This is a genomic window from Arthrobacter sp. BC5, assembly GCF_056680255.1.
The window spans coordinates 3144859-3157184 of sequence record NZ_CM155273.1 but is presented as its reverse complement, the minus strand read 5'-3'; the positions used below and the strand labels follow the sequence as shown (position 1 = coordinate 3157184).

Here is a 12326-nt window from a genome sequence, read left to right as displayed (position 1 = left end):
CTGACGCTCGGAGTCCTCCCCGCCGGGGGCGGAGCCGGGATCGACGCCGCTCAACCGGCCGCGGGAGCCCCCACACCGAGGATCCGAACCACCGGGCTGCCGGCCTCGTCGGACGCCGCGAGGTCGATCTCGGCGTTGATGCCCCAGTCGTTGTTGCCCTCCGGGTCCTTGAGGATCTGGCGGACCCTCCACACTCCCGGAAGCCTGGTGATCAGCAGGAGGTTCGGTCCACGCGCCTCGGGCCCGTCGTCGATGTCCTCGTAGTCACCGAAGTAGCCGTCCAGGGCATCGGCCCAGCGCTCGGCGGTCCAGCCCGATTCGGCGTCGAGCGCGCCGAGGGCGGCGTCCTGCTCGTCGGCGAAGAGCTTCACGCGCTGGAACATCTCGTTACGCACCATCACCCGGAAGGCGCGCTCGTTGGACGTCACGGAGGGCGGCTCCTCCGGCAGGTCGACGGCGTCCACGGTCGCCCCGGGAGTGATCCCAGCGGCAAGCTGCGTCCACTCGTCGAGGAGGCTGCTGTCGACCTGCCGGACCAGTTCGCCGAGCCATTCCAGGATGTCGCTGAGGTCCTCGCGCAGGGCCTCCACCGGAACGGTGTGGCGCAGGGCCTTGTAGCAGTCGGCGAGGTAGCGCAGGAGGATGCCCTCGGAGCGCGTGAGGGAGTAGAAGGCGACGTACTCGCCGAAGCTCATGGCCCGTTCGTACATGTCCCGCACCACGGATTTCGGTGCGAGCTCGAAGTCGCCGAGCCACGGTGCAGAAGACCGGTACACGTCGAAGGCCTGCTGCAGCAGCTCCTCGAGCGGCTTCGGGTAGCTGACCTCCTCGAGGCGGGCCATCCGGGCGTCGTAGTCGATGCCCTGGGCCTTCATCGCGGCTACGGCCTCGCCACGGGCCTTCTTCTCCTGCGCGTTCAGGACCTGGCGGGGCTTCTCGAGCGTGGCCTCGATGATGGAGACGACGTCGAGCGCATACCCGGGCGCCTCGGGGTCCAGCAGTTCCAGGCTCGCCAGGGCGAACGGCGAGAGTGGCTGGTTGAGGGCGAAGTTCGCCTGCAGGTGCACCTTGAGGCGGACGGTCCGGCCGTCGGGCTCCGGCTCGGGCAGCTTCTCCACGATGCCGGCGGTCACGAGTTCACGGTAGATGCCGATGGCGCGCCGCATGAGCCGCAGTTGGGACGCACGTGTCTCGTGATTCTCGGTCAGCAGGCGCTTCGCCGCGGTGAAGGGATCCCCGGGTCGCTCGAGCAGGTTCAGCAGCATCGCATGGCTGACGGAGAACGACGACGTCAGGGGATCGGGGATGCTCTCCACGAGCCGCTCGTACGTGGGCCTGCCCCAGGAGACGAAGCCCTGCTGCGGCTTCTTGCGCACCACCTGGCGCAGCTTCTTCTGGTCGTCGCCGAACTTGGACACGGCCTTCGCCATGGCCTTGGCGTTCTCCACGACGTGCTCGGGGGCCTGCACGACGACGGTGCCGGCGGTGTCGTACCCCGCGCGGCCGGCGCGGCCCGAGATCTGGTGGAACTCGCGGGCGTTGAGCAGGCGCGTCCGTACGCCGTCGTACTTGCTGAGCGCCGTCAGGAGCACCGTGCGGATGGGCACGTTGATGCCCACCCCGAGGGTGTCCGTGCCGCAGATGACCTTGAGCAGTCCGGCCTGCGCGAGTTGCTCGACGAGCCGGCGGTACTTCGGGAGCATCCCGGCGTGGTGCACACCGATGCCGTGGCGCACCAGCCGGTTGAGGGTCTTCCCGAAGCCCGCGGAGAACCGGAACGTCGCGATCAGTTCCGCGATGCGGTCCTTCTCCTCGCGCGTGCAGATGTTGACGCTCATCAGGTTCTGCGCGCGCTCGATGGCCTCTGCCTGGCTGAAGTGCACCACGTAGACGGGCGCCTGCCGCGTGGACAGCAACTCCTCGAGCGACTCCTGCACGGGCGTCTCGACGTAGTAGTAGTGGAGCGGGATGGGGCGTTCGACCGAGGTCACGGTCGCCGTCGCCCGGCCCGTGCGCTCGGTGAGGTCCTTCTCGAAGCGCGAGACGTCCCCGAGGGTCGCGGACATCAGGAGGAACTGCGCCTGCGGCAGTTCGAGCAGCGGCACCTGCCATGCCCAGCCGCGCTGCGGATCGGAGTAGAAGTGGAACTCGTCCATGACCACGGTGTCCACGTCAGCCTGCGCGCCCTCCCGCAGGGCCAGGTTGGCGAGGATCTCTGCGGTGCAGCAGATGATCGGCGCATCCTGGTTCACGCCGGAGTCGCCGGTGATCATGCCGACGTTCTCCGGCCCGAAGATGTCGCAGAGCGCGAAGAACTTCTCGGACACGAGGGCCTTGATCGGAGCCGTGTAGTAGCTGGTGCGGCCCTCGGCGAAGGACTTCAGGTGGGCGGCGATCGCGACGAGGGACTTCCCGGACCCGGTGGGTGTGGCGAGGATGACGTTGTTGCCCGAGACGAGCTCCATCGCCGCTTCGTCCTGCGCCGGATACAGCGTCAGGCCGCGCGCCGTGGCCCAGCCGGTGAAGGCCGCGTAGACCGCGTCGGCGGGAAGGCGGCCGTCGTCATGCCGGGGGAGGTGCTCTTGGATCGTCATGGTCCATTCAGCCTACCGGGGCGGGGTCGCGGTCCCCGCCGGAAGTCCTACCAGCCGCGCTGCTTCCACCCGGCCAGTGCGCCGCGCTCCGCGCCGAGCGTGGTGCCCTTGCCGTGGCCAGGGTGCACGAGGGTGTCGTCCGGCAGGTAGTCGAAGATGCGGGTCACGACGTCGTCGTACAGGGACGCGAAGCGGTCCGGATCACCCTGCGTGTTACCGAGGCCACCGGGGAACAGGGAGTCTCCCGTGAAGAGGTGCGCGGGCCCGTGCGGGTCGCGATAGAGGAGCGCGATGGAACCGGGCGTGTGTCCGCGCAGGTGGATCGCCTCGAGTTCGAAACCCTCGAAGGATCCGATGTCGTGGTGCGCCAGCGGAACATCGGTCGGCACGGCGATGTCCGCGACGTCGTCCTCGCCGGCGGCCGTGCGGGCCCTCGTCGCCGCTTTGATCGCGGCGAGCGCCCGCACGTGGTCCCAGTGCGAGTGCGTCGTGACGATCAGTGCCACCCGGGCCTCGGCGTCCGTGTCCTCCTGCGCATCGGCGAGGAGGTCGAGGATGGCGGGTGCGTCGTCGGCGGCGTCGATGAGGACCTGGGCGCCGCTCGACCTCGAGGTGAGCAGGTACACGTTGTTGTCCATGTCCGAAACAGGGATGGAGCGGACGGTCACCTCTGCGAGGTCAGCAAGCATCATGCCGCAAGCCTACGAGAACTGCGCCGCGATCTCGACGGTGTTCGCGGTGGCCCTCCGGGCGGTGGTGTCCCGCTCCTCCTTAGAGACCGCCTGCAGGCAGGACAGCAGCCGGGGACGGGTGGAAGTAGTGCTTGCAGGGACGAGCTCAGCAGGCCTACTCTGCGGTCAGCACGGTGGTTGAGCAGATGGCCACCGTTTCTACGCTCAGGAGCGGGTGTGCTTGTCCTTCAGGATGGAGATTCCCCGCCCGTCGACGGTTTCGTGCCGGGCGCGGCGGTACCGCCCGCTGCTGCAGGACGACGACGATGCGCCGGGTAGGTGTCGAAGAGGAGTTCCTGATCGTCGACGGTGCCGACGGGCAGCCCGTGGCGCTGGGCGACGTGCTCGAACGCCTGGATGGCGACGACGGCCTGAGCCGTGAGATGAAGCAGGAGCAGATCGAGACCCGCACCCTTCCGCGGATCGCCCTCGACGACCTGGCCCGAGACATCACCTCCGGACGCAGGAGTGCGGACGCCACAGCCCGGCTGGCCGGAGCCCGTTCGGTGGCCCTGGCCACGTCACCGCTCCCCGTGGAGACCACGACGACGCCGGGCCCGCGTTTCGAGCGGATGGTCCAGCGGTTCGGCCTCACCGCGGTGGAGCAGCTGACGTGCGGCTGCCACGTGCATGTGGAGGTGGCCTCGGACGACGAGGGCGTTGCCGTCCTCGACCGGATCCGTGTCTGGCTCCCGGTGATCGCGGCGCTCACGGCCAATTCCCCGTTCTGGAACGGCGTGGACACGGGCTATGCGAGCTACCGCTCCCAGGCCTGGAATCGGTGGCCCACCGCCGGGCCCTGCGAGATCTTCGGCTCCGCGGGGGCCTACCACGCACAGGTCGACGAGATCATCCGGTCCGGCGTCCCCCTGGACGAGGGACAGATCTACTTCGACGCGCGGCTCAGCCACCGCCATCCCACGGTCGAGATCCGGGTGGGCGATGTCTGCCTGTACGCCGATGATGCCGTCCTCCTGGCCGCCCTGGTGCGGGGCCTCGTGGAGACAGCCGCCCGGCAGTGGCGCGCGGGCGTGGAACCCGTACCGGCTTCCGCCGTGCAGCTCCGGCTCGCGGCCTGGCAGGCCGGCCGGTTCGGCGGGTCCGGGCTGTTGCTGGACCCGCTGACGGGCGAGCCCCGCGACGCTTTCGACGTGTTCATAGCCCTGCTGGACCATATCCGGCCGGTGCTGAAGGACCAGGGAGAACTGGGCACCGTGGAGTTCCTGCTGTTCCAGGTGCTGACCAGGGGCACCGGTGCGGTCCGCCAGCGCAGCGCCTACGCCAGGGCGGACAGCCTGAGCGGGGTGGTCGCGGACGCGGTGGACGCCAGCAGCCTGCCGGCCACCGTCCTGCAGGACCGCACCCGGGCGTTCCTGCTCAGCAGCAGGCAGCATCCGTGACCAGCGCGATCGGGCGGCCCACGGACCAGGATGAGGTGCCCGTGCTGGACGCACTGGCCGACCACCGGACCTCGACAGCTACGGATACTCGCCGCCTGCGCATTGGTAGGGCGGGCGTCGATCCGCGTGTGCCGGAAGTGCTGGTCCGGCGGAGCCTCCGGTCCGACGTCGTCGCCGCCTCGGCCCGGATGACCCCAGGTCCTCGAACGGGTACCTGCGGAGGGCCCGATAGCTGATGGCGGTAACGGTGGGAGCCGATCCGGACCGCCTCTCCACGTCGTAGCCGTTGTCGGTGGCACCGTGGCGGGAGGGATCGGGGGTCGCCTCGCCATCGTCGCCCTCGGGGCGCATACCGCCGGAACCCACGACCACCATCCCCGTCGTCACGGCACTGCTCTGACGAGGGTGGTCGCCACGCCGCACTCCAGGACCAGCCTCGAAGAGGTTCGTCGATGTCGACCCTGCCATGGTCCTCGGATCCGCCACCGCGGTTCTCCCGCCCCGGCAGCGCAGAGGAGGTGATCGGACGGCTCGCCGACGGTAGGGTTCACAGGGAGACCTCGGCACTGGAGCGCGGGGACCAATGAAGGGCAGGGCGTGGAGCAGGCGATTCCCCGGTGGTTGAAACTCGATCCGACGAGCGCCGTGCCCCCCTTCGAGCAGATCAAGCAGGCCATCCTTGCCGCCGCCAACGCGGGCAGGGCGACCGTCGGCACGCGACTGCCGCCGGTGCGTGCCCTGGCCGCCCACCTCGGCATCGCCGCCAATACGGTCGCCCGTGCCTACCGCGAGCTGGAGCAGGCGGGCGTCGTCGAGACCAGGGGCAGGGCGGGGACGGTCGTCGCCGCCGGCGGGGACGCTGCGCGCCGCCGCGTGGCCGACGCCGCGGACGACTTCGCCGCCGTCGTGCACACCGCCGGGGTGCCGGAGGCCGAGGCCGTGGCCATGGTGAGGGCCGCATTGCGCCGAGCGTGAACGACGCCCGCGCGAGCGCCGCAACCGCACGGATCCGGCACTATTCGAATATGCTTTCGAACGGTTCTTCTCTTACAGTGGTCTGGTGTCTATAGCAAATTCCCTCGAGCAGCACGCCCACAACCCGGATCCCGCTCCCCAGGACCTGTCCCGGCTGATCGTGAAGGGCGCCCGCGAACACAACCTGCGGAACGTCGACCTCGACCTCCCGCGCGACGCCATGATCGTCTTCACGGGCCTCTCCGGTTCGGGCAAGTCCTCGCTCGCCTTCGACACCATCTTCGCGGAGGGGCAGCGCCGCTACGTCGAATCGCTCTCCGCCTACGCCCGCCAGTTCCTCGGCCAGGTGGACAAGCCCGACGTCGACTTCATCGAGGGCCTCTCGCCGGCGGTCTCGATCGACCAGAAGTCCACCAGCAAGAATCCCCGCTCCACCGTGGGTACGATCACCGAGATCTACGACTACATGCGCCTGCTGTGGGCGCGCGTGGGCCGCCCGCATTGCCCGGTCTGCGGCGAGCCCGTGGCGAAGCAGACCCCCCAGCAGATCGTGGACCAGCTCCTCGAACTCGACGAGGGCACGCGGTTCCAGGTCCTCGCGCCCGTCGTCAGGGCGCGCAAGGGCGAGTTCGTGGACCTCTTCCAGGAGCTCACCGCCAAGGGCTACTCGCGCGCCCGCGTGGACGGCAAGCTCATCCAGCTCAGCGATCCGCCGAAGCTGGGCAAGCAGTACAAGCACACGATCGAGGTCATCATCGACCGCCTCGTGGTGAAGGGCGGCATCCAGCAGCGCCTCACCGACTCCGTGGAGACGGCCCTCAAGCTCGCCGACGGCCGCGTGCTCGCCGAGTTCGTGGACCTGCCCGAGGACGACGAGAAGCGACTCCACGCCTTCTCCGAGCACCTTGCGTGCCCCAACGAGCACCCGCTCGCCATCGACGAGGTCGAGCCGCGCTCCTTCTCGTTCAACAACCCCTTCGGTGCCTGCCCGGCCTGCACGGGTATCGGCACCAAGCTCGAGGTCGACGAGGAGCTCGTGGTCCCCGACCCGGACCTGAGCCTCGCGGAGGGCGCCATCGCGCCGTGGTCGCTGGGGACGGCGACGCTGGAGTACTGGACCCGCCTGCTCGAGGGCCTGGCTTCCGAGCTGAACTTCGACATCACCACGCCGTGGCGCAAGCTCCCCGACCGTGCGCGCGAGGCCGCCCTGTACGGCAAGGACCACAAGGTCGTGGTGCAGTACAAGAACCGGTTCGGCCGGGAACGCAAGTACAGCACGGGCTTCGAGGGTGCCATCCAGTACATCCAGCGCAAGCACGCGGAGACCGAGTCCGACAACGCGCGGGACCGCTACGAGGAGTACATGCGGGAGATCCCGTGCCCAGCGTGCGGTGGTGCGCGCCTCAACCCGGCATCGCTCTCGGTCCTGATCAACGGCCGCTCCATCGCCGAGGTCTCCGCCATGCCCATGCGCGACTGCGCCGAGTTCCTCGACAACCTCGTGCTGACCGGCCGCGAGGCGCAGATCGCCAACCAGGTGCTCAAGGAGATCCAGGCCCGCCTGACCTTCCTGCTCGACGTCGGCCTGGAGTACCTCAACCTCGAGCGCGCGTCCGGCACCCTGTCCGGCGGCGAGGCCCAGCGCATCCGGCTCGCCACGCAGATCGGCTCCGGCCTCGTCGGCGTGCTCTACGTCCTCGACGAGCCGTCGATCGGCCTGCACCAGCGCGACAACCGCCGCCTCATCGAGACGCTCACCCGGCTGCGCAACCTCGGCAACACGCTCATCGTCGTCGAGCACGACGAGGACACCATCGCCGAGGCCGACTGGATCGTCGACATCGGGCCGGGCGCGGGCGAGCACGGTGGCGAGGTGGTCCACTCGGGCCTGCTCGAGGACCTGCTGGCCAACGAGAGGTCCCTCACCGGCGACTACCTCTCCGGCCGGCGGAAGATCGAGATCCCCGCGAAGCGCCGCAAGATCGACCGTTCGCGCCAGCTGAAGGTGATCGGCGCGCGGGAACACAACCTGACGAACGTCGACGCGACCATCCCGCTCGGCGTGATGACGGCCGTGACCGGCGTGAGCGGATCCGGCAAGTCGACCCTCGTCAACGACATCCTCTACAAGGTCCTGGCGAACAAGCTGAACGGTGCCAAGCAGGTGGCCGGGCGGCACAAGCGGATCGACGGCCTGGAGCACCTGGACAAGGTCATCCACGTGGACCAGAGCCCCATCGGCCGCACGCCCCGGTCCAACCCGGCCACCTACACGGGCGTGTTCGACAACATCCGCAAGCTGTTCGCCGAGACCACCGAGGCGAAGGTCCGCGGGTACCTGCCGGGCCGCTTCTCCTTCAACGTCAAGGGTGGACGCTGCGAGGCGTGCTCCGGGGACGGCACGCTGAAGATCGAGATGAACTTCCTGCCGGACGTCTACGTCCCGTGCGAGGTATGCCACGGCGCGCGGTACAACCGGGAGACGCTCGAGGTGCACTACAAGGGCAAGACCATCGCGGACGTGCTCGACATGCCGATCGAGGAGGGCGCCGAGTTCTTCGCGGCCTTCAGCCCGATCGCGCGGCACCTCAACACGCTCGTGGAGGTCGGGCTCGGATACGTCCGCCTCGGACAGCCGGCCACGACCCTCTCGGGTGGAGAGGCGCAGCGTGTGAAGCTCGCGAGCGAACTGCAGAAGCGGTCCAACGGGCGCAGCATCTACGTGCTCGACGAGCCCACCACGGGCCTGCACTTCGAGGACATCCGCAAGCTCCTGATCGTCCTGCAGGGCCTCGTGGACAAGGGCAACACGGTGATCACCATCGAGCACAACCTGGACGTCATCAAGAGCGCCGACTGGGTGATCGACCTCGGCCCCGACGGCGGCTCCGGCGGCGGCCAGATCATCGCGACCGGCACCCCGGAGCAGGTGGCGACCAGCGAGCGCAGCTACACGGGCACCTTCCTGAAGGAGATCTTCGACAAGGCCGCCGTCTAGCGTTCCGCGCTCCGGTGCAAGCGGGCCGGAGGTGCCTGGATATACCCGGGAGGGCATGCATGATGCATGCCCTCCCGGTGCTATGGCAAGCTTGCCCGGTGGCAGATCTACGTGCGCTGATACTCTTCGACCTCGACGGAACCCTCGTCGACCCGGCGGGAGCCATCACCGGCGGCATCAGCGCCGCCCTCGTCCGCCACGGGTTCCCGGTACCGCCCGACCCCTCACTGAACGCCATGGTGGGACCCTCCCTCGTGCAGTCCCTCACCGCCCTCGGCGGCGTTCCCGCCTCCCGGGTGCAGGACGTCGTGGCGACCTATCGGGCCGGCTACGTGGCGACGGGCATGGCGCAGAGCCGTCCCTACCCGGGCATCGCCCGCTGCGTCGAGGCACTCGCCGACGCGGGAGCCGTGGTCGCGGTCGCCACCCAGAAGCCCGAGTGGCTCGCCGAGGAGCTCCTCGCCGCGCAGGGGCTCCGGCACCTCTTCGCGTCGGTCCACGGCTCTCCCCGGGACGAGGCCGCGACCGTGGGCGGCAAGGCGCCGATCATCCGTGCGGCACTCGAGCACCACGGGTACGAGGCAGGGCGGGCCATGATGGTCGGTGACCGCCGGCACGACGTCGAGGGCGCGATCGCCAACGGGATCGACTGCATCGGTGTCTCGTGGGGGTTCGCCGCGCCCGGCGAGCTGGGGGCCGCCGGTGCGGCCGCCGTCGTGCACTCCGCGGACGAGCTGCTGGTGGTGCTCCGTGGGCGTCTATGACCTGACCCGCAGCACCACGCGCGGACTCATCGCCGGGCTCTGCCGGCCCTCCGTCGAAGGACTGGCGAACGTGCCGAAGGACGGGCCCTTCATCGTCGCGGCGAACCACCTCTCCTTCCTCGACAGCGTGCTGGTGCAGGCGCTCATGCCTCGGCCGGTCGCGTTCTTCGCCAAGGCGGAGTACTTCACGGGCGCCGGGATCAAGGGCGCCCTCATGAAGTCCTTCTTCGAGGGCGTCGGGTCCATTCCCGTGGAACGCGGTCAGCAGGCCGCCAGCGTGCAGGCACTCAAGACACTCCTGGACCTGCTGGAGCAGGGCGACGGCGTCGGCATCTACCCGGAGGGGACCCGCTCTCGCGACGGCCGCCTGTACCGGGGGAGGACCGGCGTCGGCTGGCTCGCCCTCACCACGGGCGCGCCCGTGGTGCCGGTCGGCCTGCTCGGCACCGATGCCCTGCAGCCCGCGGGGAAGAAGGGCATCCGGCCGCAGCACTTCACGATGCGGATAGGGGAGCCGCTGGTCTTCGCGAAGACCGGCCCCGGGCACCCGCTCCCGGCACGCCGCAGTGCGACGGATGCCATCATGGACAGCATCGCCGGTCTGACCGGGCAGGAGCGGGTGCCCCACTACAACCAGAGCCCCGCCGCCGAATAGCGCGGCCGCGGGGTTCCCTGCGGTGCCGCAACCGGCGGGCGCATCAGCGGTCAGCGGAAAGGACCGCCGCGTGTCCAGCCGTGTCACCGGCCAGCCCTAGGATTGATGACGTGGCAAACCCCGTGACATACCGTCCGAAGACCGGCGAGATCCCGACCGATCCGGGTGTCTACCGTTTCCGGGACGAGCATGACCGGGTCATCTACGTGGGCAAGGCCAAGAACCTGCGGTCGAGGCTCAACTCCTACTTCGCGAATCCGCAGGGCCTGCTCGCCAAGACCCGCACCATGGTCTTCACGGCCGCCGGCGTCGAATGGACGGTCGTCGGCAGTGAGCTCGAGGCGCTCCAGCTCGAGTACACGTGGATCAAGGAATTCAACCCCCGCTTCAACGTGATGTTCCGCGACGACAAGTCGTACCCGTACCTCGCCGTGACCATGGGGGAGAAGTACCCGCGCGTGCAGGTCATGCGCGGGGACAAGAAGAAGGACACGCGCTACTTCGGGCCGTTCTACCCGGCGAAGGCCATCCGCGAGACCGTCGACACGATGATCCGCGTCTTTCCCGTACGGACCTGCAGCGCCGGCGTGTTCAAGCGCGCGGAGCGCACCGGCAGGCCCTGCCTCCTCGGGTACATCGACAAGTGCTCGGCGCCCTGCGTCGGACGCATCAGCCCGGAGGACCACAAGGCCCTGGCCGGTGAGTTCTGCGACTTCATGTCCGGCGAGGCGAAGAAGTTCATCTCCGGCCTCGAGAGGAAGATGGCTGCCGCCGTCGCCGAGCTCGACTACGAGAGCGCCGCGCGCCTGCGCGACGACATCGCGGCCCTCCGCAGGGTGTTCGAGCGCAATACGGTCGTCCTCAGCGAGGACACGGACGCCGACATCTTCGCGCTGAAGGAGGACGAGCTCGAGGCTGCGGCGCAGGTGTTCCACGTGAGGGGTGGCCGGATCAGGGGCCAGCGCGGCTGGGTCGTGGAGAAGGTCGAGGACATGGACACGTCGGATCTCGTGGAGCACCTGCTCCAGCAGGTCTACGGCGAGGGTGACAGCAGCAACGAGCAGATCCCGCGCGAGGTCCTCGTGCCGGTCCTGCCCAGCAACTCCGACCAGATGCTCGAGTGGCTCCGGGGGCTCCGCGGCGCGCGCGTGGACGTCCGGGTACCGCAGCGCGGCGACAAGGCGACCCTTCTGGGGACGGTCGAGCAGAACGCCGCGGACGCCCTGCGCCTGCACAAGAGCCGGCGGGCCGGGGACATCACCACCCGTTCGGCGGCACTGCAGGAACTCCAGGAGGCCCTCGACCTGCCCCAGCCGCTCATGCGCATCGAATGCTTCGACATCTCGCACGTCCAGGGCACCAACGTGGTGGCGTCGATGGTCGTGGTCGAGGACGGCCTTCCTCGGAAGTCCGAGTACCGGAAGTTCTCCATCACGGGCGACGCCGCCCGGGACGACACCGCGTCGATGTACGACGTCATCCACCGCCGCTTCCGCAACTACCTCGCGGGCAAGGCAGGGGAGCAACGCGATGCCGCCGCTCCCGATCCGGACGTCGACCCGGTCGACGACGACGCCTCGGTCCTCGCGCATCCCGCGGTGGACGAACAGGGCCAACCGCTTCGGGACACGACGACGGCGGTCACCCGGAACCGGTTCGCGTACCCGCCCAGCCTCGTCGTCGTCGACGGTGGTCCGCCCCAGGTGGCTGCGGCCTCCCGCGCCCTGGAGGACCTCGGGATCGACGACATCTTCGTGATCGGCCTCGCCAAGCGGCTCGAGGAGGTGTGGGTCCAGGACAGCGAGTTCCCCGTCATCCTGCCGAGGGCCTCGGAAGGGCTGTTCATGCTGCAGCGCATCCGGGACGAGGCACACCGCTTCGCGATCACGTTCCACCGGCAGAAGCGCGGCAAGTCGATGACCGCCTCCGCGCTCGACGAAGTACCCGGGCTCGGACCGGCCAGGCGCAAGGCCCTGCTCAAGCACTTCGGCTCGGTCAAGAAGATCCGGACGGCGTCGGTCGAGGAGCTCGTCGAGGTGCCGGGCGTCGGTCGGGCCCTCGCCGAGACCATCCGATCCTCGCTCGCCTCGACCACCGACGAGGCACCCGCTCCGGCCGTGAACATGGCCACGGGCGAGATCATCGAAGATTAGCTAGGCTGAAGGCGCGGTCGAAGGCGTGCCGCTGAGACCGCACATACCAGGGCAGG

The 12326-nt window shown here is 69.2% G+C and carries 8 protein-coding genes; 6 read left to right on the top strand and 2 right to left on the bottom strand.

Annotated elements, in window-relative coordinates:
* Positions 1–50: 50 nt before the first annotated feature.
* Both AC1MFI_RS14765 and AC1MFI_RS14760 read right to left on the bottom strand, forming a co-directional pair.
* Entirely contained in the window at positions 51–2594 is a 2544-nt protein-coding gene (locus AC1MFI_RS14765) for a DEAD/DEAH box helicase (RefSeq protein ID WP_479817807.1), read from the bottom strand.
* A 47-nt stretch (positions 2595–2641) separates the two neighbouring features.
* The gene (locus tag AC1MFI_RS14760) at positions 2642–3286 is read right to left on the bottom strand and encodes an MBL fold metallo-hydrolase (RefSeq protein WP_479817805.1); all 645 of its coding nucleotides are present in this window, start codon (positions 3284–3286) and stop codon (positions 2642–2644) included.
* Between the two features lie 305 nt (positions 3287–3591).
* Here AC1MFI_RS14760 and AC1MFI_RS14755 point away from each other — a divergent pair, with 305 nt between their 5' ends.
* The 6 genes from AC1MFI_RS14755 to uvrC all read left to right on the top strand — a co-directional run bounded on the left by AC1MFI_RS14755 (position 3592) and on the right by uvrC (position 12270).
* A complete protein-coding gene (locus tag AC1MFI_RS14755; protein WP_479817804.1) occupies positions 3592–4725 on the top strand; it encodes a glutamate--cysteine ligase in 1134 nt (377 codons plus the stop codon).
* Between the two features lie 597 nt (positions 4726–5322).
* Positions 5323–5700, top strand: coding sequence for a GntR family transcriptional regulator (locus AC1MFI_RS14750; RefSeq protein ID WP_479817802.1), 378 nt, complete (start codon positions 5323–5325; stop codon positions 5698–5700).
* An 85-nt stretch (positions 5701–5785) separates the two neighbouring features.
* A complete protein-coding gene (gene uvrA, locus AC1MFI_RS14745; RefSeq protein ID WP_479817801.1) occupies positions 5786–8698 on the top strand; it encodes an excinuclease ABC subunit UvrA in 2913 nt (970 codons plus the stop codon).
* A gap of 98 nt (positions 8699–8796) precedes the next feature.
* Positions 8797–9462, top strand: a complete 666-nt coding sequence (locus AC1MFI_RS14740; protein ID WP_479817800.1) for an HAD hydrolase-like protein — start codon at positions 8797–8799, stop codon at positions 9460–9462.
* Complete coding sequence (locus AC1MFI_RS14735) at positions 9449–10117, top strand: lysophospholipid acyltransferase family protein (RefSeq protein WP_479817799.1); 669 nt, start codon at positions 9449–9451, stop codon at positions 10115–10117. Before AC1MFI_RS14740 ends, AC1MFI_RS14735 begins: the two co-directional genes overlap by 14 nt.
* A gap of 110 nt (positions 10118–10227) precedes the next feature.
* On the top strand, positions 10228–12270 hold the full coding sequence (gene uvrC / locus AC1MFI_RS14730) for an excinuclease ABC subunit UvrC (protein ID WP_479817798.1): 2043 nt from the start codon (positions 10228–10230) through the stop codon (positions 12268–12270).
* The last annotated feature ends 56 nt before the right edge of the window (positions 12271–12326 follow it).

What these genes read in the sequence shown, in the direction of transcription:
- AC1MFI_RS14765 (WP_479817807.1), bottom strand. Translation starts at nt 2,594, where the DNA reads ATGACGATCCAAGAGCACCTCCCCCGGCATGACGACGGCCGCCTTCCC.
- AC1MFI_RS14760 (WP_479817805.1), bottom strand. Translation starts at nt 3,286, where the DNA reads ATGATGCTTGCTGACCTCGCAGAGGTGACCGTCCGCTCCATCCCTGTT.
- AC1MFI_RS14755 (WP_479817804.1), top strand. Translation starts at nt 3,592, where the DNA reads ATGCGCCGGGTAGGTGTCGAAGAGGAGTTCCTGATCGTCGACGGTGCC.